The sequence below is a fragment of the Jatrophihabitans sp. GAS493 genome (assembly GCF_900230215.1).
GTDB lineage: Bacteria > Actinomycetota > Actinomycetes > Mycobacteriales > Jatrophihabitantaceae > MT45.
The window spans coordinates 3460173-3486278 of the sequence record NZ_LT907982.1 but is presented as its reverse complement, the minus strand read 5'-3'; the positions used below and the strand labels follow the sequence as shown (position 1 = coordinate 3486278).

Annotated in this window: 26 protein-coding genes; 17 read left to right on the top strand and 9 right to left on the bottom strand. The window is 67.5% G+C overall.

Annotation, left to right across the window (positions count from 1 at the left end):
* Window positions 1-34 precede the first annotated feature (34 nt).
* The 3 genes from CPH63_RS16210 (at window position 35) to CPH63_RS16200 (ending at window position 2705) form a co-directional block, all read left to right on the top strand.
* Window positions 35-400: a DUF3099 domain-containing protein gene (locus CPH63_RS16210; RefSeq protein ID WP_157749604.1), complete on the top strand. Its 366-nt coding sequence runs from the start codon at window positions 35-37 to the stop codon at window positions 398-400.
* 48 nt (window positions 401-448) lie between these two features.
* Window positions 449-673 carry a DUF3039 domain-containing protein gene (locus CPH63_RS16205; protein ID WP_096303874.1) on the top strand — a complete coding sequence of 75 codons (225 nt, stop codon included), beginning with the start codon at window positions 449-451 and terminating at the stop codon, window positions 671-673.
* A 133-nt stretch (window positions 674-806) separates the two neighbouring features.
* Window positions 807-2705: a bifunctional diguanylate cyclase/phosphodiesterase gene (locus tag CPH63_RS16200; RefSeq protein ID WP_157749603.1), complete on the top strand. Its 1899-nt coding sequence runs from the start codon at window positions 807-809 to the stop codon at window positions 2703-2705.
* Here CPH63_RS16200 and CPH63_RS16195 read toward each other — a convergent pair.
* Window positions 2691-3683, bottom strand: coding sequence for a YihY/virulence factor BrkB family protein (locus CPH63_RS16195; RefSeq protein WP_157749602.1), 993 nt, complete (start codon window positions 3681-3683; stop codon window positions 2691-2693). The two genes, CPH63_RS16200 and CPH63_RS16195, sit on opposite strands and share 15 nt — an antisense overlap.
* 95 nt (window positions 3684-3778) lie before the next feature.
* Here CPH63_RS16195 and CPH63_RS16190 point away from each other — a divergent pair, with 95 nt between their 5' ends.
* The 3 genes from CPH63_RS16190 (at window position 3779) to CPH63_RS16180 (ending at window position 6777) form a co-directional block, all read left to right on the top strand.
* Complete coding sequence (locus tag CPH63_RS16190) at window positions 3779-4411, top strand: trimeric intracellular cation channel family protein (RefSeq protein WP_096303871.1); 633 nt, start codon at window positions 3779-3781, stop codon at window positions 4409-4411.
* A gap of 197 nt (window positions 4412-4608) precedes the next feature.
* The gene (locus CPH63_RS16185; RefSeq protein ID WP_206745566.1) at window positions 4609-6315 is read left to right on the top strand and encodes a DEAD/DEAH box helicase; all 1707 of its coding nucleotides are present in this window, start codon (window positions 4609-4611) and stop codon (window positions 6313-6315) included.
* Window positions 6316-6549: 234 nt separating this feature from the next.
* The gene (locus CPH63_RS16180) at window positions 6550-6777 is read left to right on the top strand and encodes a hypothetical protein (protein ID WP_096303869.1); all 228 of its coding nucleotides are present in this window, start codon (window positions 6550-6552) and stop codon (window positions 6775-6777) included.
* 131 nt (window positions 6778-6908) lie between these two features.
* Here the strand turns inward: CPH63_RS16180 and CPH63_RS16175 are convergent, their stop codons facing one another.
* Window positions 6909-8288, bottom strand: a complete 1380-nt coding sequence (locus tag CPH63_RS16175; RefSeq protein WP_096303868.1) for an RNA polymerase sigma factor — start codon at window positions 8286-8288, stop codon at window positions 6909-6911.
* 201 nt (window positions 8289-8489) lie between these two features.
* Window positions 8490-9278, bottom strand: coding sequence for a polyphosphate--glucose phosphotransferase (gene ppgK, locus CPH63_RS16170; protein ID WP_241895697.1), 789 nt, complete (start codon window positions 9276-9278; stop codon window positions 8490-8492).
* 154 nt (window positions 9279-9432) lie between these two features.
* Between ppgK and CPH63_RS16165 the strand changes: the two genes are divergently transcribed.
* Window positions 9433-10365 carry an inositol monophosphatase family protein gene (locus CPH63_RS16165; protein WP_096303866.1) on the top strand — a complete coding sequence of 311 codons (933 nt, stop codon included), beginning with the start codon at window positions 9433-9435 and terminating at the stop codon, window positions 10363-10365.
* 53 nt (window positions 10366-10418) lie between these two features.
* Here CPH63_RS16165 and CPH63_RS16160 read toward each other — a convergent pair whose 3' ends face one another.
* The gene (locus CPH63_RS16160) at window positions 10419-10961 is read right to left on the bottom strand and encodes a LytR C-terminal domain-containing protein (protein ID WP_157749601.1); all 543 of its coding nucleotides are present in this window, start codon (window positions 10959-10961) and stop codon (window positions 10419-10421) included.
* 507 nt (window positions 10962-11468) lie between these two features.
* Here CPH63_RS16160 and CPH63_RS16155 point away from each other — a divergent pair.
* Window positions 11469-11777: a DUF4193 domain-containing protein gene (locus CPH63_RS16155; RefSeq protein WP_096303864.1), complete on the top strand. Its 309-nt coding sequence runs from the start codon at window positions 11469-11471 to the stop codon at window positions 11775-11777.
* A gap of 102 nt (window positions 11778-11879) precedes the next feature.
* Here CPH63_RS16155 and CPH63_RS16150 read toward each other — a convergent pair whose 3' ends face one another.
* Window positions 11880-12635, bottom strand: a complete 756-nt coding sequence (locus tag CPH63_RS16150; RefSeq protein WP_096303863.1) for an SDR family oxidoreductase — start codon at window positions 12633-12635, stop codon at window positions 11880-11882.
* Entirely contained in the window at window positions 12632-13159 is a 528-nt protein-coding gene (locus CPH63_RS16145) for a DUF3093 domain-containing protein (protein WP_157749600.1), read from the bottom strand. Before CPH63_RS16145 ends, CPH63_RS16150 begins: the two co-directional genes overlap by 4 nt.
* 129 nt (window positions 13160-13288) lie before the next feature.
* Here CPH63_RS16145 and dut point away from each other — a divergent pair, with 129 nt between their 5' ends.
* From dut to CPH63_RS16125, 4 genes are all read left to right on the top strand, one after another.
* Window positions 13289-13738: a dUTP diphosphatase gene (gene dut / locus CPH63_RS16140; protein WP_172892322.1), complete on the top strand. Its 450-nt coding sequence runs from the start codon at window positions 13289-13291 to the stop codon at window positions 13736-13738.
* A 71-nt stretch (window positions 13739-13809) separates the two neighbouring features.
* Window positions 13810-14448, top strand: coding sequence for a DUF3710 domain-containing protein (locus tag CPH63_RS16135; protein ID WP_157749599.1), 639 nt, complete (start codon window positions 13810-13812; stop codon window positions 14446-14448).
* Window positions 14449-14457: 9 nt separating this feature from the next.
* Window positions 14458-14820, top strand: coding sequence for an OB-fold nucleic acid binding domain-containing protein (locus CPH63_RS16130; RefSeq protein ID WP_096303859.1), 363 nt, complete (start codon window positions 14458-14460; stop codon window positions 14818-14820).
* Window positions 14817-15749, top strand: coding sequence for a DUF3159 domain-containing protein (locus CPH63_RS16125; RefSeq protein ID WP_096303858.1), 933 nt, complete (start codon window positions 14817-14819; stop codon window positions 15747-15749). The genes CPH63_RS16130 and CPH63_RS16125 overlap by 4 nt, the downstream gene beginning before the upstream one ends.
* Here the strand turns inward: CPH63_RS16125 and CPH63_RS16120 are convergent.
* On the bottom strand, window positions 15714-16370 hold the full coding sequence (locus CPH63_RS16120; protein ID WP_096303857.1) for a TrkA family potassium uptake protein: 657 nt from the start codon (window positions 16368-16370) through the stop codon (window positions 15714-15716). The two genes, CPH63_RS16125 and CPH63_RS16120, sit on opposite strands and share 36 nt — an antisense overlap.
* Window positions 16367-17029: an NAD-binding protein gene (locus CPH63_RS16115; RefSeq protein WP_172892321.1), complete on the bottom strand. Its 663-nt coding sequence runs from the start codon at window positions 17027-17029 to the stop codon at window positions 16367-16369. Before CPH63_RS16115 ends, CPH63_RS16120 begins: the two co-directional genes overlap by 4 nt.
* 267 nt (window positions 17030-17296) lie before the next feature.
* Between CPH63_RS16115 and CPH63_RS16110 the strand changes: the two genes are divergently transcribed.
* The 5 genes from CPH63_RS16110 to CPH63_RS16090 are packed head-to-tail and all read left to right on the top strand — an operon-like array spanning window position 17297 to window position 24756.
* The gene (locus CPH63_RS16110; protein ID WP_096305212.1) at window positions 17297-19357 is read left to right on the top strand and encodes an APC family permease; all 2061 of its coding nucleotides are present in this window, start codon (window positions 17297-17299) and stop codon (window positions 19355-19357) included.
* Window positions 19347-20717: a class I SAM-dependent RNA methyltransferase gene (locus tag CPH63_RS16105; RefSeq protein WP_241895695.1), complete on the top strand. Its 1371-nt coding sequence runs from the start codon at window positions 19347-19349 to the stop codon at window positions 20715-20717. Before CPH63_RS16110 ends, CPH63_RS16105 begins: the two co-directional genes overlap by 11 nt.
* A gap of 6 nt (window positions 20718-20723) precedes the next feature.
* A complete protein-coding gene (dxs, locus tag CPH63_RS16100) occupies window positions 20724-22694 on the top strand; it encodes a 1-deoxy-D-xylulose-5-phosphate synthase (RefSeq protein ID WP_096303855.1) in 1971 nt (656 codons plus the stop codon).
* A gap of 27 nt (window positions 22695-22721) precedes the next feature.
* Window positions 22722-23438, top strand: coding sequence for a response regulator transcription factor (locus CPH63_RS16095; RefSeq protein WP_096303854.1), 717 nt, complete (start codon window positions 22722-22724; stop codon window positions 23436-23438).
* A 13-nt stretch (window positions 23439-23451) separates the two neighbouring features.
* Window positions 23452-24756 (top strand): cell wall metabolism sensor histidine kinase WalK, encoded by a 1305-nt coding sequence (locus CPH63_RS16090; protein WP_157749598.1) that lies wholly within the window; start codon window positions 23452-23454, stop codon window positions 24754-24756.
* On the opposite strand, the gene CPH63_RS16085 is transcribed toward CPH63_RS16090, so the two are convergent.
* Entirely contained in the window at window positions 24753-26105 is a 1353-nt protein-coding gene (locus tag CPH63_RS16085) for a ribonuclease D (protein WP_096303852.1), read from the bottom strand. The two genes, CPH63_RS16090 and CPH63_RS16085, sit on opposite strands and share 4 nt — an antisense overlap.
* Window position 26106: the final 1 nt, after the last annotated feature.

Genomic DNA, 26106 nt, shown 5'->3' with positions numbered 1-26106 from the left:
CCATGGGCGGCGACACCGGAGCAGTATGGAGAGCGTGCGCCACCAAGCTCGCGATCCGGCGGTCCGGATCACCAACCTCGCGGAGACCCGCGAGCAGGAGTTCGTGCACCGCCGCCGTCGCTACTCCTTCATGATGGGGATTCGGGTGGTCTGCGTCATCGCCGCCGCGCCGCTCTATGCGATCTCGCCGTGGCTGGCGCTCGTGGCGATCGTCGGCGGCGCGGTTCTGCCCTGGTCGGCGGTGCTGCTGGCCAACGACCGTCCTCGAAAGCGAACGCCCCCGGCCCGGGAGATGCTCCGGCGTCGCAGTGAACTGGCTCTCGGTGCTGCCGACAGTGATTCCGGCGCCCAGCCTGATCCCGCCGACGAGTCTCGCGATGGGCGCACCGTCGACGGATAACTCGGTCGCAGCTCCGCTCGGATCGCGTCTCGGTGGCACAATGTCCGGGTGAGCACAGAAATTCTCGAGTCCCCGAAGACCTCCGAGACCGATACCGGCAGCGAGGTCTTCCACTACGTGCGTAAGGCCAAGATCGCCGAAAGTGCGGTGATGGGAACGATGGTGCAGGCCCTCTGCGGCGAAGTCTTCCCGGTCACCCGCACGCCGAAGCCCGGGTCCCCGGTCTGTCCGGCCTGCAAGGAGGTCTATGACTCACTCCCCGGCGGAGATTAGGTCGTCCTAGCGCCGTACCTCGGCTAGCTATTTCGCTGGATCCTTCCGGCGCGCCAAATGACCGAAAGTGCGAGAAACTAGCCCACCGAGGTTGCCACGGATAGGCAGCCCCAATTCGACACGGAGTGTCACGGTGAGTGTGGACGTACGACAGCGCTTGAACGGTAGGGCGTTTCGCCATGCCGATTCGACGCGCCCTGCGCCCGGCTCCCGGGCCCGGAGCATCTGGGCATACGCGACGCGTAAGCCCTCCGTCGCGACTCCTCGCGTCTTCGCCTTCACCACCGGGAACTCCTATCTGGTTGCCGGCTTACTCGGGTTGCTGGCGCTGGCGGCAGCGCCGGTCGCCGTGCAACATGCGACGGCGCTGACCGTGCTGAGCATCCTTGCCCTGATAAGTGGGGTGATCATCCTCGCGATCGGGCACCTCCTGCCCCCATCCGCCCCGCACGTCCTATTGGCGGTGGGGACGGTCCTGGTCGCGGTGTCGGTGAGCCTGCTCGGTGACCACCCCGCAGCGGCGGTGGACGGCGGGATCATGTTCCTGGCCATCGGCGTGGGCTGCGCCTTCTACTTCTCATTGGTCGCCCTGACGGCTCATATCCTCCTCGGCGAGGTCTGCGTATACATTGCGGCCCAGATGGTCGGCTTGGTCGAGTCCGAGATCGTCTACACCCAGGGACTCCTGGTGGCGGGGGCCGTCCTGGTCGCCTCGCTGACCCGGGTCGCCGCCGCGGCCAGTCGTGATTCACTCACCGGCCTCTACAGTCGCCGAGGCTTCGATGACTTTCTTGGTCGGGCTATCGCTGAGGCTCAGCGTGGTGATCAGACGCTTGCGGTGGTGGTGATCGATCTTGATGATTTCAAGGCGGTGAATGACATTTCCGGGCACGCGGAGGGTGATCGGTTGCTGGCTTCGATCTCCTCGATCTGGCAGCGTGACCTCGCTCCGGGCTTGACGATGTGTCGTCAGGGTGGTGATGAGTTCGCGTTGATCCTGCCCGGGTTCACGGCGAATCGGGCGGCGGCGATGGCTGATCAGTTGCGGGCGGTGGTGCGGCATGAGACGTCGTTCTCAGCCGGCGTCGCGGAGTTCCGGGCTGAGGACTCGCAGTCGAAGCTGTTGGGGCGGGCGGATGTCGCGCTGTACAACGCGAAGAGCGCCGGTGGTGGGCAGACCTGTCAGTACGGGGTGGCCGACGATGGTGCGTCCGCGACGGAGTTTTACCGGGCCTTGGACGATGGTGAGTTCGAGGTGTATTTCCAGCCGATCCTTGACCTGAGCGTGAATGAGGTCATCGGCGACGAGGCACTGATCCGGTGGAACCACCCGACCCGGGGACTGGTGGCGCCGCTGGAGTTCATTCCACTGGCCGAGAGCAGCGGCGCGATCCATGCGATCGGCGGTTGGGTACTGCGCGAGGCCTGCGTCCGAACGGTGGCGCATAGCGTGCGGACGGGGCGCCCGCGCAGTGTGTCGGTGAATGCGTCCGGGCATGAGCTCACCAATCCCGACTACGCCGCCAATGTCGCGACGGTGCTGGCCCAGACCGGGTTGGAGCCGTCGTCATTGATCATCGAGGTCACCGAGTCGACGTTCGACGCCGATCACCTGCGGGTCCTGGCGGTGCTGCGCAACCTGCGTGAACTGGGCGTGCGGATCGCGATCGACGACTTCGGGACCGGTTACTCGTCGTTGAACCGGCTGGAGAAACTTCCCGCGAACGTGCTGAAGATCGACCGGTCATTCGTCGCCGCGATCCCCGACAACGCAGCCGAGGTCCCCGTACTTCGGGCCATCGTCGCGATGGCGACCGCACTGAAACTCACCATCGTCGCCGAAGGCGTCGAGACGCCCCGGCAGGCGCACGTGCTGACCGAACTGGGCTGCTCCCACGCCCAGGGGTACTTCTTCGGACGCCCCGCCCCAGAACACCAAGACACCCCCGCCAACTCGATACAACGACGCCGCACCGCGATGCGACAGCACCCAACCGCCACCTCCGGCACCGGCCCGTCAGCCGTCGCCTGAACCTCCGCCAGAATCAACTCCTCGGCCCGCGTCGCCTCCGGCGCCCTTCGGGCTCGTCTGCTCGTCGCTCAACCGGTGCCAGCGCGACTCGCGAGCTCCGGAATTGCGGTGTAGCAGCGTCGGCGAGAGTTGCTCGATAGCTGCGTTGAATTCGGCTCCGAGCAGCACGCCGAGCGCGAGGATGAAGAAGAACAGCAGGGCCGCGATGGGAGCGGCCAGCGCACCGTAGGCGTGATTCTGGTCGAGGATGAACGTGATGTAGGTGCGCAGTGCGATCGAGCCGGAGAGAAAGATTGCGAGCGCCAGACAGGCGCCGGGCACGCCGCGACTCCAGGGCAGCCGACGAGGTGGGGCGAGGTGATAGAGCGTTGTCAGACCGAGGAGCACCAGCAGGACGACCATCGGGTAATACGCGTCGGTGATGAACGACTTCGCCCCCGCCCTGACTCCGACCGGAAAGAGGTCACCGACCAGCGAAGGTCCGAGCACCAGCAGCGGCAGCAGGACGACCCCCACCGCGATCGAGCCGAGGAAGAGGCCGAGCGCGAGTAGCCGGCTCTGCACCGCGCCGCGTTGGTCCCGCATGCCGTAGGCGATCGTGATCGTGTTGACGAAGGTGGCCGTGGCCGACGAACCAGCCCATAGAGCCAGCCCGAACCCGACGCTGATGATGTCGATGCGCTGGCCATGCAGGATTTCGCGCAGCGTGGGGGAGATGACCTCGTTCACCACCTCCGGGCTGAAGGCCCGGGCCAGGGTGACCTCGATCTGGCTCTCGGTGCGGTTGACAGTGCTCTCGCCGAACCAGCGGGAGGCGTAGCCGAGCGACGCGATGCCGGCCAGGAACAACGACGGCAGGCTCAGCAGCTGCCAGAACGCGGCCTCCGCGGAGAGGCCGAGCACGCGGTCCCGCCAGCCCGCGGTGACCGTGTGCCTCAGCAATTGAGGCAGATAGCGAATGCGACGCAGGAACCTCATGCAGTCTGTGGCGATCGGATTGCGGGCAGGTTCACAACCCTGAGTCTGGTTCATCCGGCACTTGATATCCCAAACCGGTGCGTAACCTGTGTTGCGTGTCGCCGCATCTCGCCAACCTCGAGGCGCTTGACCTCGTCGGAATCTTCGTCTTCGCGCTCTCCGGCGGCCTGGCCGGCGTCCGGGCCCACCTGGACATCTTCGGTCTGGTTGTGATGGCAACCATCACCTCGATCGGCGGGGGCCTGATCCGGGACGTGCTCCTCGGCGACACCCCGCCGGCCGCCCTGCGGCACTGGCCCTACCTCGCCGTTCCGGCGATAGCCGCCGTCATAGTCTTCTTCCGGCACCCGCAGATCGCCAAGGTTCGGCGCCCGATGCTCATCCTCGATGCGGCCGGACTGGCGCTCTTCACCGTCGCGGCCACCCGCCAGGCCCTGGTCACCGGCCTCGATCCGGCCGGTTCGTGCATGGTCGGCGTGATCGCGGGTATCGGTGGCGGCGTCTTGCGGGACGTGCTGCTCCGGGAAATTCCGGTCGTACTGCGCAGCGAGATCTATGCGGTGGCGGCGGCGGCCGGTGCGGTGCTCGTCGCGATCGGATACGCCGTGGACCATCTCAACGCGGTGTGGATGACCGCCAGTGCACTGGTGATCTTCGGCCTGCGCGTCGTGTCGCTGCGCCGGCACTGGACGGCGCCGCGGGCTCCCGACACGCCCCCCGTTCGATAGCGGTCGGTGCGCCGTATCGGCCCGCGCTGCCCTAGACTCGCCGGTAGTGCTCCGGCGTACTCGTCGGGGCACTCGTCGCGTCCGAGTCGGTCAACCCCAGTTGCGCCCCGGTTTCCAAGCAGCGACGATCGTCCATGTTTTGCAGCTTGTTCCAGCTTGTTCCAGCTCGTTCCAGACAGAAAGAGGCGACCGGCGTAGTGACAGCAGCACCGGCGCCCGACCAGCGACTTCGGTTACGGGCCTGGCAGCAGGAGGCGCTTCAGCGCTATCACGCCGGCGATGAGATTCGCCGGGACTTTCTCGTGACGGCGACCCCCGGCGCCGGCAAGACGACCTTCGCGCTCGCGCTGGCCGCTTCGCTGCTCGCCCGACGGGTCATCGACCGAATTGTCGTCGTCTGCCCGACCGATCACCTCCGCACCCAGTGGGCGCAGGCCGCCGAACGCGCCGGACTCTCCATCGACCCGACGCTGACCAACGCCGTCGGGCCGGTGCGGGCTGATTCGCTCGGCTACATAACGACCTACGCCCAGGTGGCGATGAAGCCACAGCTGCACGCGGCCCGGGTGAACAACAAGCGCACCCTGGTGATCCTCGACGAGGTGCATCACGCCGGTGACGGTCTGTCTTGGGGGGACGCCGTGGCCGAGGCCTTCGGTGGCGCCTCGCGGCGGCTCTGCCTCACCGGGACCCCCTTCCGTACCCGGCCTGACGAGCTGATTCCCTTCGTCCGCTACGCCAACGACGGCGCCGGTGGCCAGGAGAGCAGCGCCGACTACAACTACGGCTACCGGGAAGCGCTGCGGGACGGCGTGGTCCGGCCAGTGGTCTTCGCCGCATATACCGGGACCGCGCGCTGGCGCAACAGCGCCGGGGAGGTGGTTGCCGCCTCACTTACCGAGGCCGCCACCAAACAGACCGAGGCGCTGGCCTGGAAGACGGCACTGAACCCCAAGGGGCAGTGGGTGGCCCACGTCATCGCGGCCATGGACGAGCGGATCACTCACCTGCGCCGTGGGGGAGTCGGCGATGCGGCCGGCATCGTGCTGGCCAGCGATCAGGAGGATGCCCGTGAATACGCGGGCATTGTGGAGCAGGTCACCGGCGAGAAGCCGGTGCTCATTCTCTCCGACGACCCGAAAGCGAGTGACAAGATCACCGCTTTCACCAACGGCACCGAGCGCATCGCGGTCTGTGTGCGGATGGTTTCGGAGGGAGTCGACGTACCGCGGGCGGCCTGCCTGGCCTGGATGACGTCCTACCGGACTCCGCTCTTCTTCGCCCAGGCCGTCGGGCGAGTGGTCCGTGCCCGTGGACCCCACGAGTCGGCGACCGTCTTCCTGCCCGCTGTACGTCCCCTGCTCACCCTCGCCGCCGCTCTGGAGGAGGATCGCAACCACGTCATCCCACCGCCGGCGGCGGCCTCGGAGTCACTGGATATCGACCCGGTCGAACGGGAAGCGGCCGACCGCGTCGAGTACGAGGCGCTGGACGCTGACGCCCAGTTTGCGCACCTGCTGCACGGCGGCCGGGCCGTCGTCGCCACCGCCCGGGAGCCGGTCGAACTCTCCGAGGATGACGAGCATTTCCTTGGTATTCCGGGCCTGCTGAGCCCTGAACAGACGGCCCAGCTGCTATCGGACCGGGATTCGGCCGCCCGCCGTCGGGCCACCTCGGTGGCCGACGCGCCCCCGTCGCAGGAGGTTGCCAGCTGGCGGGCCGCCGGCGAATTGCGCCGCGAGGTCAACAAACTGGTCGCGATCTACGCGGCTCGCGCCGGTATGCCGCACGCTCAGGTACACGCCCAGATTCGCCGCGCGGTCGGCGGGCCGCCGTCGGCATCGGCCACCGCCGAGCTGCTCGAGCAGCGACGAGACCACCTGCTGCTGCTGTTGGAGCGCTGAGGCGGAATGTCTCAATCCGCCGCCGACGCGCTCTACTCAGTAGACCGGCAGCGTTAAGTTACCGGCAGGTTTGGCTTTATCACCACGGGTTAGCGGTCGATGTGTTCGCCGGACGCGAAACAGGCGTGCTGTGTGCCGGTGTCGGGCATGTCACGGCCTGTCGAGTGGTTGTATTGACTATCGAGGGGCAGGATGAAGGTCTCTCGTTGACTCAGTTAGAGAAAGAGGGCGCACGTGACTAACGCATTGATAGCCGATTCGCTAACCGCAATCGACCGGTGTGACCGCTGCGGTGCGCAAGCATACGTACGGGTGACGCTGGCCTCCGGATCCGATCTCCTGTTCTGCGCCCACCACCACCGCGAGTACGAACCGCGCCTGCGAGAGGTAGCGGCCAGCATCCAGGACGAGTCCGAGCGGCTCGCGGCTGTCCCGGCCACGTCCGTAGCTGAAGAGCGGTAGAGAACCACACGTAAGCAACGACGAAGGCCCGCACCGAATCGGTGCGGGCCTTCGTCGTAGTCGGCTGTTGGGCTTTCGCCGGTACATCCGCGGGGCGTGCCCTGACGTCACGCCCCGGCATCCGAGCTGGATCAGTCCAGGTAGTCGCGTAGCACCTGCGACCGTGACGGGTGGCGAAGTTTCGACATCGTCTTCGACTCGATCTGACGGATCCGCTCACGGGTAACGCCGTACACCTGGCCGATCTCGTCCAGCGTCCGCGGCTGGCCGTCGGTCAGGCCGAAGCGCAGCTTCACGACGCCCGCCTCACGCTCGGAGAGCGTCTGGAGAACGGACTGCAGCTGATCCTGCAGGAGTGTGAAGGAGACGGCGTCGACGGCGACCACCGCTTCGGAGTCTTCGATGAAGTCGCCGAGCTGGCTGTCACCCTCATCGCCGATGGTCTGATCGAGGCTGATCGGCTCGCGGGCGTACTGCTGGATCTCCAGCACCTTGTCCGGGGTGATGTCCATCTCCTTGGCCAACTCCTCCGGCGTGGGCTCGCGGCCCAGGTCCTGGAGCAGTTCGCGCTGGATGCGGCCGAGCTTGTTGATGACCTCGACCATGTGCACCGGAATCCGGATGGTGCGGGCCTGATCGGCCATTGCGCGGGTGATCGCCTGTCGAATCCACCAGGTGGCGTAGGTCGAGAACTTGTAACCCTTGGTGTAGTCGAACTTCTCGACCGCGCGGATGAGGCCCAGGTTGCCCTCCTGGATCAGGTCCAGGAAAGCCATGCCGCGGCCGGTGTAGCGCTTGGCCAGCGAGACGACGAGGCGCAGGTTGGCCTCGAGGAGGTGGTTCTTGGCGCGCTCGCCATCGCGCACGATCATCCGCAGGTCGCGCTTCATCTGCATCGGCAGCTTCTCGCCGGACTCTTCGTGCTGGCGAAGACGCTCGGTGCCGTAGAGACCGGCTTCAATACGCTTGGCCAGATCCACTTCTTCCTCGGCGTTGAGGAGGGCGACCTTGCCGATCTGCTTCAGGTAAGCACGGACCGAGTCGGCCGAGGCCGTCATCTCGGCGTCCTTGCGTGCCTGCCGTAGCGCCTCGGACTCCTCTTCGTCATCCCAGGTGAATTCGGTTGCCGCTTCGGCGCCTTCGGCCGGCGTCTCTTCGGTGTCGGTTACGTCAACCGTCTCGACGATGTCGACGATCTCGACAATGTTGTCGGGCTCTTCGATGTCGGTGACGGCCACGTCGCCGGTCGCCTCGGCCGCCTTGGCTGCGGTCTTAGATGCAGTGGCCTTCGCCGAGGTTGACTTGGCCGCGGTTGACTTCGCGGCGGCCTTCTCCGGTGTGGCCTTCTCGGGTGTGGCCTTCTCGGGTACCGCCTTGGTGGCCGGCACCTTAGCCGCAACCGCGCGCTTGGCCGGGGGTTTGGTGCCGATCGCGGCGGCTGACGTACGGCGCACCGGCGCGGCCGTCGACTCGTCGGAGATGGATTCTGGCTGTGACGTGCTCGCGACCACGAACGCCCTTTCGAGAACAGGTGTGTGCGCATGTTGCTTGCGCGTTGGGTGATCCGCGAATGCGGTCAGAGTTAAGGAGGGTCAGCTTGGCCGTCTGTTTGATGGCTCATTCTCGAGTCCAGTACGTGCGCAGCGTCCCAGGGAGTCATTGTAGCCGTGCGAACTGAGCTCCGCAGCCTGGACTCGGTGTCGGCGCGTGAATTACTCGCCCAGTCGCTCGGCCGCAGCCATCGCGGCACCGACGATCCCGGCGTCGTTGAGCAGCTGCGCCGGCCGTACCGGCGCATTCAGGTCGAGCAGCGGTACCCATTTCTCCGAATCCTTGCTGACCCCGCCACCCACCACGAAGAGGTCGGGGCTGAAGAGGTACTCGACATGGCTCATGTACTCCTGAACGCGCTTGGCCCACTTCTTGTAGGAGAGACCCTCGCGGTCACGTACTGATGCAGCCGCGCGGCTCTCAGCGTCGTGGCCGCCGATCTCCAGGTGGCCGAGTTCGGTATTCGGTACTAGCTTTCCATCGACCAGCACGGCACTGCCGATGCCGGTGCCGAAGGTCAGCAGGATGACGACCCCCTCGACGCCCTTCGCCGCGCCGAAGCGCGCCTCGGCGATACCGGCCGCGTCGGCGTCGTTGAGCACGATCACGCGGTTGCCGGTGCTCGCGGTGAACTCTGCATCGACGTCGGTGCCGATCCAGCTGCGGTCGACGTTGGCCGCCGACTTGGCGACGCCGTGCTGGATGACCGCCGGGAAGGTCGCGCCCACCAGGCCGCTCCAGCCAGCCTGCGTGACCAGTTGCGCGACCACTTTGCCGACCGCCTCCGGCGTCGACGGATTGGGCGTTGGCACGCGCACCCGCTCGGTCACGAGCTTGCCGGTCGATATGTCGACCAGCGCACCTTTGATTCCGGTGCCCCCGATGTCGATGCCGAAGGCCTGCGAAGTGGGCTCCGGCGTACTCGGGACTGCTGGGTCGAACTCGGTCACATCTGCTCCTAGATCGGGGACGCCGAGACGCGACGGTCGCGGGGCCGCCGCTGCGCTCAGCCTCGGGCAGGTTCTGCGGGAGGAACCGCCGTACTCTATCGCCTGCTCATGACGCGACTGTTCAGGTCGTCGCGTCGTGTGCTGCGATGGGTGCATGGGCCTGCCTGCTGATCCGCCAGAGACGTCAGAACTGAAGCTGCCCGACTTGGGGCGACTGGTTGTCGAACTCGCAGTCGGCGCCGGTGAGGTGATTCGCCGGCGGCTGTATCCGAATGGGGAGTTCGACCGCAGCGCGCTACAGGTTTCGTCGAAGAGCACTCCGACCGACGTGGTCACCCAGGTCGACGTCGAGGTCGAGACCTGGTTGGTGCGAGCGATCCGCGCCGTCCGCCCATCGGATGTGATCCTGGGCGAGGAGGGTGGCGCCCATGACGCCGGGCGTGCGGTGGGGGAGCCCACCGGCCATGTTCGTTGGGTGATCGATCCGATCGACGGCACCGTGAACTTCGTGCACGGGTTGCCGCGGTTCGCTGTCTCCATCGCCGTCGAGGTCGGCGGTAGGACCGAGGTGGGGTGCGTTCACAATCCGATCAGCGGCGAGGTGTACTCGGCCGTCCGAGGGGAAGGCGCGTGGCTGCATCGAGTCGCCACCCGGGCGGACGTCGCGCTCAGGTCGGCCGACTTCGGGCGTCGACGACTGCGCGGACCCGCTGCGGTGCCCCTCGCCGCCGCGCTGGTTGGCACCGGGTTCGCCTATGAACGTGGTCGCCGGGCTCGGCAGGCGGCAGTTGTATCCCAGCTGATGGCCGAGGTCGCCGATATCCGTCGGATGGGTGCGGCCAGCCTCGATCTCTGCTCGTTGGCCGACGGTGAGCTCGATGCCTACTTCGAGGCTGGCCTATCGCCGTGGGACTACGCGGCCGGGGAGTTCATCGCTCGAGAGGCCGGCTGTGTCATCAGCGGATTGGACGGCTTGGACGGCTTGGACGGGTCGGGCGCCTCGACGACCATGACGGCTGGCTGCGGCCCGGAATTGGCCGACGATTTCTTCCGACTTCTCCGTCGAATCGGTGCCGCCGAGGTGTGAATCGCGCAGGCGAGCCAGCCAAGGCCGCAGGTTGGATCGGGGAGTTGGATCGGTCAGCAGGTTGCGGATGCCGTCGCCGCGGAGACGACCGGCGGAGCCAGCGTCAGCTTCGCCGCCTTAAGGGCCTTCGCCGCGTTGGCCGCGCTGGCGACAGAGACGAACTTTGCCCCCAGATCGATCTCGACCTGACCGGCCGCCGGCGTCGCCACGGTCAGCGTCGCCCCCGGGATGTAGGTGGCCACCAGCTTCGCCGCGCCTTCGTCGGTCTGGGCGTATTTGATGACGGCGATGCCCGGGACCATCGGGGCCACGTTGTCCGGTGGCGCGGCCAACTTGAAGTTGGCTGAGCTCAGCGCCTTGCTCGCCTTCGCTGCCAGCCCGACACGATTTGTGGAGTTCCTCACCTGAAGGCTCACCGTCGCAGGCTGCGGCACCACATTCGGGTTCGCCGGCGCGCAGGTCGGATTCGGACTCGCCCCAGCGGTATCAGCCTCCGAACGATGGATCACCCGCCACCAGACCAGCGCTGTCAGCAGCGACAGGCCGAGAAGAAAGGCCAGTGCTGGCAGTGGTCGTCGAGCGGACTGTGCAGCCACGCTGGGCATCTCCTGATGTTTCCGGTCTGGTGTTCAGAGTGGTTCTTCGGTCGCGTACTGCAAGCGTTCTTGGTTCGTTTCGGTGAGGTGCAGCCTAGCTCGACTCGCCGTCGGGAATGCGCAGGCGTGCCCTGTCGTTAGGGCGCAACGAAGACGCGGTAAAGTCTCGCCGCCGAGGTTCCTCGGTCAGAGGCTCGGTCAGAGGCCAAGTCGGGAACATCCCCTGAACCAACGACTGCACCATCCCCTGCAGCACCCCGATACACCCAGCAGAGACCCACCAGACACCCCAGGTACAGCATTGCCGACAAGGATGACAGACTCACCGACAAAATTCGCCGGAAACTGGACTCAGAAGAGGCAGGACGATAGCGGGCACAAAATCCAGGATCGAAACGTTGCATGAGCGCCGGACAAGAACCGGGAAACTGACACAGATATGACTAGATGAGATTGACCACAGCTGAGCACAGCTTAGCGGCGAGCCGATCGAGGAGTTGACGGACGATGGCCACCGATTATGACGCCCCCCGCCGGGGCGAAGCCGACGAACTGAGCGAGGACTCGCTCGAAGAACTGAAAGCTCGACGCGCCGAAGCCCAATCGGGTTCCATCGACGTCGACGAGACCGAACTTGCCGAATCCCTCGAACTCCCAGGTGCGGACCTTTCGGGTCTGTCCGGGGAGGAACTGACCGTTCGGGTTCTCCCAAAGCAGGATGACGAATTCACCTGCTCGAGCTGCTTCCTGGTTCACCACCGGAGCCGGCTCGCCCGGGAGAAGGGCGGCCGTTACATCTGCCGCGACTGCGCCTGATCCCCCAGGATCGGCCGCGGCGGCCGTAGCGCCACCGAGACAGTTACGTGAGCAGCGTCCCGCAAGCCCGATCGGGCGTGCGGGACGCTGTCGTTCTGATCACTAGTGACCGCTGCGCAGCGAGACACCGCCGTCGATCAAGAGCGTCTGACCGGTGATCCAGGCCGCGTCGTCGGAGGCCAGGAAGGCCACCGCACTGGCGATGTCCTCCGGCTCGCCTAGTCGCTTCAGCGGGTACTGGGCCGCCGCCTCCGCCTCGCGCCCTTCGTAGAGCGCTGCTGCGAAACGCGTCTTGACGACCGCCGGGGCCACCGCATTGACCCGCACGCTCGGGCTGAGTTCGAGAGCGAGCTGGGCGGTGAGTCCGATGAGCGCCGACTTGCTGACGCCGTAGTAGGCGATGCCCGGTGAGGGGAGCAGGCCGGCGATCGAGGCCACGTTGACGATCGAGGCGCCCCCGGCGTCGCCGAAGCCGCTGCGACGGGCCGCCCGCACCCAGCCGAGCGCGCTCAGGACGTTCACGTCCATGATCTTGCGGGCGACGCCATCGTCCAGTTCGGTGAGCGGTCCGTAGGCCGGGTTGATTCCGGTGTTGTTGACCAGGACGTCGAGACGACCGAAGGTGGCGATGGTCTGCGCGACCACATCGCTCTGGTGGTCTGTGTCATCGGCGCGCCCGGCGATTCCGATCGCGTGTCCTTCTCCACCGAGGACCCGGACCGCCTCGATGAGCGCCTCCGGTTTGCGGGCGGTGACGCAGACTCGCGCCCCCTCGTCGACGAGGCGCTGGGCGATGGCCAGGCCGATTCCGCGGCTGGCCCCGGTGATGACCGCGACTCGTTCGTCGAAGCGGTTCATCGCTGCGAGGCGACGCTGCGCAGCAACGTCGCCACCTCGTGCGGGTGGCGGGTACTCAGGATCCAGTACGGGGTCGGGTCATCCGGATCCTCGATCAGCACCTGCACTCCGGGGCCGACGAACGGGCGGATCGAGACGAACGCCTGCGGGTCACCCTCCCGCCCGACGACCCGGCGCAGCGTGGTGCTGTCCAACTCCACCACCGCCCCGACGTAGCGCAGCGGCAGGTGGGCGCCCCGAACCGTGAGTTCGCCGTCGGCGATCCTCAGATCGCTGCGCCCGAAGGACCAGACGATGAAGGCCGACAACGGCAGGAGCACGCCGAACGGGATCCAGTCGGTCAGTCGGAGGCCGGAGATGTGGAACTCGGCGGCCAGCACCGAGGCGGCGGCGAGGCCGACCAGATACCACCACCACGGCGTCCGAAGCCGTTCGCGGTAGTTGATGGCGTGAGCCACCGCATCGCGCTCGATGGCGGCGCGTTCGGCGGCCTGCTCGGCGGTGTTGCGCTCGGACTCGTCCACGCCGGACAGCCTAGCGCCGCCGGCCGGGTAGGGTTTCGGCCCGTGGACGATCTCTCGGGGACGGGACCTGCGCGCATCGTCGGCTCGGCGACGCCGGGTGATGCGCCTGATCGGTCCGAAGCGACTGTGATGGTGCGGGTCCGGCGGTTGCATCCAGATGCGGTGCTGCCCCGGTACGCGATGGCCGGCGACGCCGGTGCGGATCTGACCACCGTCGAGGACGTCGAGTTGGCCCCGGGTGAGCGCGTGCTGGTCGCGACCGGCATCGCCATCGAGCTTCCCGACGGCTGGGCCGGATTCGTTCACCCCCGCTCGGGACTCGCCGCGCGGTCGGGGATCTCGATCGTCAACGCGCCTGGCACAATCGACTCCGGTTACCGAGGCGAGGTCAAGGTAAACCTGATCAACCTTGATCCGTGCGCTGCCGTACAGTTGCGCCGCGGCGACCGGATTGCTCAGCTGATCATCCAGCGGGTCGCGTGGTCACGCTTCGTCGAGGTCGAAGAATTGACGGCGACCGACCGCGCAGCGGGCGGCCACGGATCGACCGGCGGGGCGCCCGGGCTGGGCGCTGTGTAGGCGAGTTTGATGAAGAGCGCGAATACTGAAGTAGTGGACGGCAGATGTCCACGGGCCCAAGGAGAGAACTGATGGCGTTTCGTCGCCGCGAGAAACGCACTGAGCTGTCGAAGCTGGACGCCACCCCACCGTGGGACGTCAAGCAGCGCGAGGAGCCCGAGCCGACCACCGGGCCCTTCGACGAGCGGGATGCCCCCGATGACGAGGTCACCCGAATCGATCTCGGAGCGCTGCGCGTGCCGATCTGGCCCGGAGTGGACGTGCGCCTGGACGTCAACGAGGCCCAGCAGGTCGTCTTCGCCACCCTCGTCGCCGACCAGAGTCAGATGCAGATCGGTGTCTTCGCCGCGCCCCGCAGTGAGCAGATCTGGGACGAGGTACGAAACGAGATCGCCGAGTCCCTGGTGGCCCAGGGGGGCGCGGGAAGCGACTCACCCGACGGCCCGTTCGGTACCGAATTGGCCGCCACCCTGGTGCTGCCGGATGGCAAGACGCCGGCCCGCTTCATCGGTGTCCAGGGGCCGCGCTGGTTCCTGCGCGCCATGATCGTCGGGCCAGCCGCGACCGACCGGGAGAAGGCCGGCGTCTTCGAAGACGCGTTCGCCAAGATCGTCGTGGTCCGGGGCAGCGATCCGCTCCCGGTGCGCGAGCCGGTGCCGCTGACGCTTCCCAAGGACGTCGTAGCACCGCAGGACGCGGATCAGGCCTAAGCTGACCCCGTGTCCAGTCGTCCGTCCCTACTGCGCCGGCTTACCGCCGACGCGCACATCCTCGATGCCGAGTCGCTGAAGTACGACGTGTCGCGCTGCGACGCCGTCGCGCTGGGCACGATTGTGCGGGGCGAACAGGTGCTGGTCACCGGTCGCCTGCGCACGGTCTCCTACACTCCGCGCGAGACCGTGCCTACCATCACCGCCGAGCTCTTCGACGGCTCCGCCGCGATCGACCTGGTCTGGCTGGGGCGACGCCGTATCGCCGGCCTCGAGCCGGGTCGTCGCCTCTTCGTCAAGGGACGCGTCGGCGACCATGACGGGCGACTGGCGATCTACAACCCGTGGTACGAGCTGAGAGCCTCGGTGTGAGTGAGTCCCAACCCCAGGACACCGATGAGCAGACCGACCACGACTCCGACGGCGGCCCGAACGCAAAGCTAGCCGCGGTCAGCGACGGTCTGAAAGACCAGTATCGCGCCCAGATGCTGAACAGCATCGGCGGCATCTCCGGCACCATTATCGCGGCGGTGCCCACGGTCGTGTTCGTGATCGCCAATGCCCGCTTCGGCCTGCGTCGGGCCATCGTCGCCGCGGTCCTCTCCGCGATTCTGCTGACGATCTACCGGCTGCTGCGCCGGCAGCCGATTCAGCAGGCCCTGAGTGGGCTCTTCGGGGTGGTCGTCGCGGCGGTGATCGCGGCCCGGACCGGCCAGGCCAAGGGGTACTTCCTACTCGGCATCTGGACCAGTTTCATCTACGGCGGAGCGCTGCTCATCTCGGTGCTCGTGCGGCGCCCGCTGGCCGGAGTGCTCTGGGAATTCCTCGACCCGACCCCCCAGGACGGGGAGCACGAGGCTGAGGGGAGCGCCGACCCGTCGGCGCTCGCCTCAGCCACCTCAGCCACCTCACCGGCCATTGGACCGGACGGCGGACCGGTGGGTGAGTCGGACGGTGAGTCGGAGAGCGCGCCGGAGCCCGAACTCGTGCCCTGGTACCGACGCCCGCCCCTGCTGCGGGCCTACACCTGGGCGACCGCCGTCGGTGCCTTCGTCTTCCTGGCCCGGGGCATCGTTCAGCAGACGCTCTTCCAGCACAACGCGACCGGTTGGCTGGCGGTGGCCCGAATCGGTATGGGCTTCCCGCCTTACATCGCGGCGCTGGCTTTCGGGGTCTGGATCGTGCGGCGGGCTCGGGTCGAACTGGCCGAATCGGATCTGGCGTCTCGCCGAATCGCTGCTGACGCCGACGCCTCCGAGCCGAGATCAGGCGCAGACGACGCTACGGATAGCGGCCTCTGACTCCGGCATCGCGACGAATAGCAGCTCGTCGCCCGGCTCGAGTGGCTCTTCCGGGGTCGGCGAGATGACCCGGCGCGCGCGGATGATCGCGACCAGCGCGGCATCCTGAGGTAGCGCCAGGTCGCGGACCGACCGACCGGCGCAGGGTGCCGTGGCCGAGAGGGTGATCTCGATGAGGTTGGCCTGGCCCTGCCGCAGGCTGAAGAGGCGAACGATGTCGCCCACCTCGACCGCCTCCTCGACCAGCGCGGCCAGCACCCGGGGCGTGGAGACCGCCACGTCGACCCCCCAGGCCTCGGTGAAGAGCCACTCATTGGCGGGGTGGTTGATGCGAGCGACCACGCGGCGTACCGAGAACTCGGTCTTGGCCAGCAGCGAGATGACCAGATTTACCTTGTCGTCGCCAGTCGCGCCGATGACCACCTCGTAGTCCTGTAGTCCGGCCTTCTCGAGCGTCTCGACCTCGCAGGCATCAGCCAGAACCCACTCTGCGCCCGGCACCCGGCGCGGCGTGATCTTGCTGGCGTCCTTGTCGATGAGGAGCACGTCGTGGCGATTCTCCAGCAATTCGCGGGCGATTGAGCGTCCGACCGCGCCGGCTCCGGCGATGGCGACCTTCATGCCGATGCTCCTTCAGGAGGGTTGGTCGCCGATGTGCTGAGCAGTTCGGCATGCTCATCGGTGGTGAGCATGTGCAGCACGTCGCCGGACTGGATGAGGGTAGAGGGCGTGGGGAGTTCGCCGATGCCGAAGCGGGTGATGAGTCCGACCCGCGCTCCGGTCACCGATTCGAACTCGGTGAGGCGCCGCCCCACCCACCCCTCATGCGGGGTTACCTGGGTCATTGCGACGGCACCGGAGGGGTCGCGCCACTCCTCGGCCGTCGCCTCACCCAGGACGCCTTTGAGGAGGCGGTTGGCCGTCCACGGGACGGTGGCGATGGTGGGAATGCCCAGGCGCTCATAGACCTCGGCCCGTTTGGCGTCGTAGATGCGCGCGACGACCCGGGAGACTCCGAACGTCTCGCGGGCCACGCGGGCGGCGATGATGTTCGAGTTGTCGCCGCTGCTCACGGCCGCGAAGGCGTCGGCATTGCCGATGTCGGCGGCTTCCAGGGTCTCCCGATCGAACCCGACGCCGACCACCGTGCGGCCCTTGAAATCCTCGCCGAGGCGACGGAACGCGTCGGCGTTGTGGTCGATGACGGCCACGCTGTGGGCGAGCCGCTCCAATGACTGAGCCAGGGACGATCCGACTCGTCCGCACCCCATGATGACGATGTGCACTCTGGGCACATCTCCTTCCACCGCTTGATCGTCCGGCTTGCGTGGCTGCCGATGCTCTATCGATCCCCCTACTTGCCGGGGACATCTATCTGGCCAAACGGTACACAGCCCCGACGAGTGGGCCGGTACCGCTATTCGGCTCGCCCGTCGCCACCGCAACCGACTGATCGCGCGCGTGAGCTGGCTGACACCGCCAGCTGTGACCACGCTGACGTGGCACGGCTGCATGGGGTGCCCGGTGGCGGACGTACGCTGCATCGCGTGACCGTAGTTACGAGAGTTGCGAAGCGCCTGATCATCGGCCGCCCCGTGCGTTCCGACCGTGCCGGGCACACGCTCCTTCCGAAGCGGCTCGCCCTGCCGATCTTCGCCAGTGACGCTCTCTCGAGCGTGGCCTATGCAACGCAGGAGATCCTGCTGGTCCTGACGCTGGCTGGTACGGCTTACCTCTTTCTCGCCCCCTGGTTGGCGGCCGGAGTCGTACTGCTGTTGGTTACCGTGGTCGCCTCCTACCGGCAACTCGTCGTCGCCTACCCCACCGGGGGCGGGGACTACGAGGTGGCGACCAAGAACATCGGCCGGCCGGCCGGGGTCATCGTTGCCAGTGCGCTGCTCGTCGACTACGTGATGACGGTTGCGGTCTCGGTCTCTTCAGGCGTGGACAACATCATCTCGGCCGAGCCATCACTGGATAAGCATCGAGTGCTGATGGCGTTGGGCTTCGTCGCGCTGCTCGCCGCGATGAATCTGCGTGGTCTGAAGGAGGCCGGGAGTGCCTTCGCGCTGCCGACCTACGCGTTTGCGGTCGGCGTCGCGTTCATGATCATCACCGGCTTGGTGAAGGCCATCGCCGGTCATCCGCCGGTCGCCGAGAGCGCGCACTACGAGATCATTCCGCACTCCGGGTACGGGTCGATGGGTGCCTTCGCGCTGATCTTCTTCGCCCTCCGAGCCTTCGCCTCGGGCTGTACAGCGCTCACCGGGGTCGAGGCGATCGCCAACGGTGTGCCGGCCTTCAAACCGCCCAAAGCGAAGAACGCGCGTACCACCCTGCTGCTGATGGGCGGGCTCGCCGCGACCATGTTCGCGGGAATCACGGTGCTGGCAGTGATCAGCAAGGTGAAGATCGTCGACTCGAACGACACCTGCGACCTGATCGGCTTCGCCAACTGCCAGACCACCCCGCAGCGCACGGTCATCGCGCAGTTGGCCTCCTCCATTCTCGGAGGGCCGCATTCGATCGGCTTCTTCTACATCCAGACCGTCACCGCGCTCATCCTGATCCTGGCCGCCAACACCGCGTTCAACGGCTTCCCCCTGCTCGGCTCCATCCTGGCCCAGGACCGGAACCTGCCCCGTCAGCTGCACACCCGGGGCGACCGGCTCGTCTACAGCAACGGTGTGATCATGCTGGCCGTCGTGGCCGGCGCCCTGATCGCCATCTACTCGGCCGACTCGACCCGCCTTATCCAGCTGTACATCGTGGGCGTCTTCACTTCGTTCACGCTCGGCCAGACCGGGATGGTTCGGCACTGGAATCGCGCGCTGCGCAGTGAACGGGACCCCCAGATCCGCTCCCGCATCCAGCGCTCACGCCTCATCAACACCATCGGCGCCAGCATGACCGGACTGGTGCTGGTGATCGTCACGGCGACCAAGTTCACCAAGGGCGCCTACCTCGTCCTCATCGCGATGCCGCTGCTGTACGCACTGATGCGCGGAATCAACAAGCACTACAACCGGGTCAGTCGCGAACTCGACGCCCCGGTGGCGGGGCTGACGCTGCCGGCACGAAACCACGTGGTGGTGCTGGTCTCCAAGCTGCACAAACCCACCCTGCGGGCCCTCTCCTACGCCCGGGCCACTCGACCCGACACACTCACCGCGTTGACCGTGAGCATGGACGACGACGAGACGCGCAGCCTTCTCGCCGACTGGGAGCGTCACGATCTCCCGGTGCCCCTGACGATCATCGAGTCACCCTTCCGCGAGGTCACCACCCCAGTCGTCGACTACGTCCGCAAACTGCGGGAGGACCGACCGAACGACGTGGTCAGCGTCTTCATCCCCGAATACGTGGTCGGCCACTGGTGGGAGCACCTGCTGCACAACCAGTCCGCGCTGCGCCTCAAGGGAAGGCTCCTCTTCCAACCCGGCGTCATGGTCACCAGCGTTCCGTGGCAGTTGGCGTCTTCGCAGCTGAGCGCGGACGCTGAACCGACGCTCACCCCACCCGGATTCGCGGTGAAGAAGGTGGCGCCGCCGGAGGCGGCGTCAGTCGTGGTGACCGAGGGAAGCGCGGGTCCGCCGAGTGCCAACTGACCCCCGCACCAGCACCGGCCGCGACGATGTCACCGCACCGTTCGCGGTGGGTCATCGGCTGCGGCTTCGGGTCACGGCGGTGGCTCACGGCGGGCACTGTGTCGCGCGGGTCGATGACGATCCACACGGGCGGGTGGTCTTCGTCCGCCACACCCTTCCGGGGGAAGTCGTGGAGGCGGCCGTCACCGAGGACTCCGGAGGTGCCTTCCTGCGGGCGGACGCGGTGGAGATCCTGCAGGCCGCCACCGAGCGGGTGGCGCCTCCCTGCCCACACGCCGGTGCCGGGCGGTGCGGCGGTTGCGACTGGCAGCACGTCACGGCCGGCGGGCAGCGCGAGCTGAAGCGGGCCGTCGTCGGCGAGCAGTTCGCCCGGCTGGCCCAACTTGAGGTCGATGCCGAGGTCGAGGAGCTTGCCGGTGGGCTGCTCGGTTGGCGTACCCGCACGCTCTATGCCACGACACCCGGCGGCGAGGTGGGGCTGCGCCGGCACCGGTCGCACACCGTCGAGGTTCTGGACCACTGCCCGCTGGGGGTCCACGGGGTCGGTGACAGTGAGGTTCTTCAGGAGCCGTGGCCCGGCATCTCCGGTCTGGAGCTGGTTCAGGATGGCCCACAGGCCATCACCCTGCTGACCCACCGTCCGGCGCCGCGCCCGTCCGGCCGGCGGGGATCCACGCAGCGCGGCGGAGGGCAGCGCCACCATCGTCGCCAGCCGGATGTCGTCTCCGTGCACAGCGGTTCGCCCGAAGTGACGCGGCCAGCGCTGGGGCGGTCCTTCTCCGTCGCGGCCGCCGGATTCTGGCAGGTGCACCCGCTGGCCGCCGAGACGTTCGCCAGGGCGATGCTCGACGGGCTGGCGCCTGCGGCGGGTGAAGTCGTCCTCGACCTCTATGCCGGCGCCGGCCTCTTCACCGCCCTGATCGGTGAGCGGGTGGGACTCACCGGTCGGGTCATCGGGTTGGAGGCCGATCGGCAGGCGGTCGCCGACGCTGAGACCAACCTCGCCGATCTGCCGTGGTGCAGCGTCCGGCAGGGCAAGGTGAGCGCCGAACTGATCGCAGATGTCGGCGCCGGGTGTGACCTGGTCGTTCTCGACCCGCCGCGCTCCGGGGCCGGCCGGGAGATCATGCTGGCCGCCCTTCAGCTGCGCCCTCGGTTGATCGGGTACCTGGCCTGCGACCCGTCATCGCTGGCCCGGGACGTGGCGACGGCGCGCGAAGCCGGCTGGGAGCTACGGCAGTTGCGGGCCTTCGACGCGTTTCCGATGACCCATCACCTGGAGTGTCTGGCTGTGCTGGCCCCGACACCGACCGGCGAGCACGCAACCTCGGCCACCGGCCGTCGGACTCCCGTAGGCTGATGCGCTGTGAGCGCAGTTCTGAAGCAGGTGCAGAGCCCGGATGACCTACGTGGTTTGGATGCCGAGTCGCTGGCCCAGCTCTGCACGGAGATCCGCGAACTGATCGTGCAGACGGTAGCCAAGACCGGGGGCCATCTGGGGCCGAATCTGGGGGCGGTCGAACTCACCGTCGCGCTGCACCGGGTCTTCGATTCGCCGACCGAGCCCATTCTCTTCGACGTGGGACACCAGAGCTACGTCCACAAGATCCTCACCGGGCGCGCGTCCCAGTTGGGTACTCTGCGCCAGACCGGTGGCCTCTCCGGCTACCCGAGCCGAGCGGAGAGCGAGCACGACTGGATCGAGAACTCGCACGCGTCGACGGCCCTCTCCTACGCCGATGGGCTGGCCAAGGCGTTCGAGGTTCGCGGCGAGCGTCGCCCAGTGGTCGCCGTCGTCGGTGACGGGGCGCTCACCGGCGGGATGTGCTGGGAGGCACTGAACAACATCGCCGGGTCGAAGCGCCCGGTGGTGATCGTCGTGAACGACAACGGACGCTCCTACGCGCCGACCATCGGCGGGCTGGCCGAACGTCTGAGCGGGTTGCGGCTGCGCCCGGGCTACGAGCGGATCCTCGACACGGTCAAGGTCGGGCTGCCTCGGGTGCCGGTCATCGGACCGAATCTCTACGAGGCGCTGCACGGCGTGAAGCGTGGTGTGAAGGATCTCCTCGCTCCGCAGGGGCTCTTCGAAGACCTCGGCCTGAAGTACTTCGGTCCGGTCGATGGCCATGATCTCGCCGCCTTGGAGCACGCGTTCACCCTGGCCCGCGGCTTCAACGCTCCGGTTGTGGTGCACTGTGTGACCCGCAAGGGATTCGGCTACGCCCCGGCCGAGAATGACGAAGCCGACCAGATGCACCAGTCACCCGGCTTCGACCCGACGACCGGCCTGGCGCCCAGTTCGGCCAGCCGCCGCTGGACGTCCGTCTTCTCCGACCAGATGCTGTCGATCGGGGAGGAGCAGCCGGAGGTCGTCGCGATCACCGCCGCCATGTGCGAGCCGACCGGCCTCGGACCATTCTCACGCCGTTTCCCGGGTCGTTTCTACGATGTCGGCATCGCCGAGCAGCACGCCGTCGCCTCGGCGGCCGGACTCGCCTCGGCCGGACTCCACCCGTTCGTCGCCATCTACGCGACGTTCCTGAACCGGGCCTTCGACCAGTTGCTGATGGATGTCGCCCTGCACAAGCTGCCGGTCACGGTGGTGCTGGATCGGGCCGGAGTCACCGGGGAGGATGGTCCGAGCCACAACGGCGTCTGGGACATGTCGATTCTCGGAGTCGTTCCCGGACTGCGTCTGGCGGCGCCCCGGGACGAGGCAACGTTGCGGGCCAGCCTCCTCAGCGCCGCCCAGATCTCCGACGGGCCGTCGGTGGTGCGCTTCCCGAAGACCCCGCTGCCCGCACCGATCCCGGCGCTGCGTAACGAGCGTGGTCTGGACGTGCTGGCCGAGTCGAACGGCGGTGGGGTCGACGTGGTCATCTTCAGCATCGGTGCCATGGCCAGTGACGTGCTGGCGGCGGTGCAGAAGGTGGCCGATGCCGGCTACAGCTACCGCGTGGTCGATCCGGGGTGGGTGCTTCCGGTGCCGTCCGCGGTCGTCGACTTCGCCTCGGATGCCGCCCTGGTTGTTACGGTGGAGGACGGAGTGATTGCCGGCGGTATCGGGTCGCAGATCTCCCGAACGGTCCGGGAGTCCGGATCGTCGGTGCAGACCCGCGAGATCGGTGTGCCGGTCGAATTTCCCGTCCATGGGAAGGTAATGGATGTACGCGCCGCGGTGGGACTTACCCCTCAGAGCATCGGACGGCGCATAGTTGAGTGGTCGGCGCTGGTCGTTTCGGGGAACGAGCAGCAGACCGAGCGCCCGGATCGAACTGGTCCGGATGAGTCACTTCGGCGCGCTGGGGGCGCTGAGGGAGTCTCGACCGATTGATTCGCCCCGTCTGAATGGAGGAATCCTATGCGCATTCTCGTAGTAGAAGACGAGGTTCAACTCGCCGAGGCCGTAGCCCGTGGTCTGCGTCGTGAAGGAATGGCAGTCGACATCGCCCACGACGGTGATGACGGCTACTCCAAGGCCGCACTGACCCGGTACGACGTCGTTGTGCTCGATCGTGACCTGCCGGGAATCTCCGGTGACGAGATCTGCCGTCGGCTCACCGATGAGGGCGTGCTGACCCGGGTCATCATGCTTACCGCCAGCGGGACCGTCGAGGACAAGGTCTCCGGCTTGGCGCTCGGCGCCGACGACTATCTGGCGAAGCCGTTCGCCTTCGCCGAACTGGTGGCCCGGGTTCGCGCGCTGGGACGCCGCACGACGCCGGCCGCTCCGCCGGTGCTGAGTGCTGGCGGCATCGAACTCGACTCCGGTCGACGCACCGTCACTCGGGGTGGCGAGCTGATCGATCTCACCCGCAAGGAGTTCGGCGTCCTGGAGACCCTCCTCACTGCGCAGGGCGCGGTGGTGAGCAGCGAAGAACTCCTCGACCGGGTCTGGGACGAAAATGCCGATCCCTTCACCACCACCGTTCGGGTCACGATGATGACGCTGCGCCGCAAGCTCGGGGAGCCGGCCATCATCGACACAGTGGTCGGTTCGGGTTACCGTATCGACCCCGGACTGCGCGAGGATCGCGATCTCGATCTAGCGCCCGCGACCGGTCGCGGCGCTGAGTAGACGTTCTGCGCCGGTGAGACTGTTCCGCCCCACGCTGCGCTTTCGGATGGCGCTGCTCTACGGCGGCCTGGTCGTCCTGGTCGGGGTGGCGCTGATCTTCACCGCCCTCGTGCTGCTCGATCGTTCGGTGGCCTCGCTGCCGCTCTTCAACGCCGACAGCACGAGCATCACGCTCACCGACGGAAGCGGGGTCTCGCGCACATTCGATCCCGCTGTCCTCGGTGCTCAGGCCCGGACGTCGGTGCGCAGCACCATTCTGCACTCCGGCTTGATCTACTTCGGCCTCATCATCCTGATCGGGGCCGCCGGTGGGTACCTGCTGGCCAAGCAGGCGCTGCGCCCGATCGCCAAGCTCACCCAGACCGCGCGCCAGCTCTCCACCGACACGCTGGATCAGCGCATCGATCTCGGCGGCCCGGACGATGAGCTGCGGGAGCTGGCGGACACCTTCGACGCCATGCTGGGGCGGCTGAATGCCGCGTTCGACTCGCAGCGGCTCTTCGTGGCCAACGCCAGTCACGAGCTGCGGACCCCGCTCACCGTCATCCGGACCGAACTGGATGTCACGCTCTCCGATCCCGACGCCAGCGTCGAGGACATGCGTCGGATGGGGGAGGTGGCGATCGCCGCGACCGACCGCGCCCATCGGCTGGTCGATTCGCTGCTGACGCTGGCTCGACTGCAGGCCGGCGCCCGCGGCGAACTTGAGGTTCGGGACCCGGTGAATATCGCCGAGTTCCTTCCGACCGCGCTCGCCGCGGTGGCACCGGAGACCCGAGAACGCAACATCACCATCGAGATGGAGTGTGGCCGGGCCTGGACCCTCGGCGACCCGCGGTTGCTGGAGCGTCTGGTCGGGAACCTGGTCGAGAACGCGACTCGGCACAACGTCGCCGACGGCTGGATTCGCGTCAGTTGCGGCGAATCCGACGACCGAGCGTGGCTGCACGTGGCCAACGGCGGCCCGGTCATCGCTACCGCCGACGTCGTCTCTCTCTTCGAGGCGTTCCGTCGTGGTGCCGGCAAGACGCGCACCGCCACCCGGGGCTCCGGCCTCGGCCTCTCTATCGTGCGGCTCATCGTCGAGGCGCATCGTGGCCGGTTGCAGGCGGCCGCGCCGCCGTTCGGTGGGTTGGCGATCCGGATCGAGCTGCCGCTGGTCGCGAACCCCGCAGGCCAGGGCGATGTGCAGCTCGCGGCATCGGAAAACGGGGCCGTCGCGGTGATCGAGGTGGTCGATGCCGAGACGGGGCTCTCCACCGCCACGGGCCAGCCGGGGCAGCCGGCGAATCCGCTCGACGGAAAGCTGGTCGGCTAGCCTTCGCGAGTCGGCTCGGCGGTGCTCGGTTCGGCCTCCGCCGCGGTCGCGGTCGCGGTATGTACCTCGTTGTAGGCGGCGGTGAGCGCAGTGGCCAGTCCGGCCGCGCAGAGCTCGATCTGCCACGGGCGGGCGCCCAGGCCCGAGAGCGCGGTGACGATCGCGGTCTCGGAGATCTGCGCCGACTCGCCCGAATCGATTTCGGCCGCCGGCGGCAGCGGTGGCTGCCAGGCGAGCCGGCGTAGGACGTCGGAGGCGAGCAGGTTCTGGGCAAGAACGTCATACTCGGCCGCCAGATCGGCGACCACCTCTCGGCAGCGGGCTAACCGGTCGGCGGCGTCGGGTTCACGGTCGCGCCACCGCGACGTAGGTGGCACCGCATCCGACACCGCAGCCATCGTCGGGAGTTCCTCGTTGGTCAGCGCCCGCGCCGCAGTGAGTGCGCCGGCCCACCGGCTCAGGTTGCGGCGTTGCCGGGGGCCGCTGAAGACCGAAAGCTCGGCGAGGCCCTCCACCGTGGACGCGTTGGCTCGAACGGCGGCAATGATCGCCGAGTCGGGTAGTACCCGGCCGGGTGCAATATCCCGCTCCCGTGCGAACTCGTCGCGAGCCAGCCAGAGCGCGCGGACCGCAGCCAGGGCGCGGCGGGAACGGACGGCATGAATACCTGAGGTGCGCCGCCATCGTTCGTCCCGGGGCGGCGGTACCGGGGCGCTGCGAACCGCCTCGAACTCCTGACGGGCCCATTCGAGCTTCCCGGCCTCGGTGAGCTGGGCGGCCAGCACGTCGCGCAACTCGACCAGGAGTTCGACATCGAGCGCGGCATAGACCAGCCAGTCTCTCGGCAGCGGGCGCACACTCCAATCCGCGGCCGAATGGCCCTTCTCCAACCGCATACCCAGGTGCTTGTCGACCATCGTGCCCAGCGCGACCCGGTCATCGCCCAGCAGTCGGCCGGCGAGCTCAGTGTCGAAGAGAGACGACGGGACGAGCCCTATCTCGGCCAGACACGGAAGATCCTGGTTGGCGGCATGAAGGACCCATTCGACCGAGCCGATGACATCGTTGAGCGAGCTCAGGTCGGGCAGCTCGATCGGGTCGATGAGTGCCGTGCCGGCGCCGTGGCGGCGTAGTTGGACGAGGTATGCCCGCTGGCTGTACCGGTAGCCCGACGCCCGCTCGGCATCCACCGCGACCGGACCCTCGCCAGCGGCGAACCGGGCGACCACCTCGGCCAGGCCGGCCGGTGTGGTGACGGTCTCGCCGACGCCGTCGACCGGGGTCGCGAGCAGGACCGGCTCCGGCCGGTCTTCATTAGGAGCCTCGGGCTGTGACTCTCCGTCAGTCATC

Coding starts and splice junctions, on each gene's coding strand:
- CPH63_RS16195 (WP_157749602.1), bottom strand. CDS start 3,683: ATGAGGTTCCTGCGTCGCATTCGCTATCTGCCTCAATTGCTGAGGCAC.
- CPH63_RS16165 (WP_096303866.1), top strand. CDS start 9,433: ATGGGCCTGCCTGCTGATCCGCCAGAGACGTCAGAACTGAAGCTGCCC.
- CPH63_RS16155 (WP_096303864.1), top strand. CDS start 11,469: ATGGCCACCGATTATGACGCCCCCCGCCGGGGCGAAGCCGACGAACTG.
- CPH63_RS16150 (WP_096303863.1), bottom strand. CDS start 12,635: ATGAACCGCTTCGACGAACGAGTCGCGGTCATCACCGGGGCCAGCCGC.
- dut (WP_172892322.1), top strand. CDS start 13,289: ATGGTGCGGGTCCGGCGGTTGCATCCAGATGCGGTGCTGCCCCGGTAC.
- CPH63_RS16135 (WP_157749599.1), top strand. CDS start 13,810: ATGGCGTTTCGTCGCCGCGAGAAACGCACTGAGCTGTCGAAGCTGGAC.
- CPH63_RS16120 (WP_096303857.1), bottom strand. CDS start 16,370: ATGAAGGTCGCCATCGCCGGAGCCGGCGCGGTCGGACGCTCAATCGCC.
- CPH63_RS16095 (WP_096303854.1), top strand. CDS start 22,722: ATGCGCATTCTCGTAGTAGAAGACGAGGTTCAACTCGCCGAGGCCGTA.
- CPH63_RS16085 (WP_096303852.1), bottom strand. CDS start 26,105: ATGACTGACGGAGAGTCACAGCCCGAGGCTCCTAATGAAGACCGGCCG.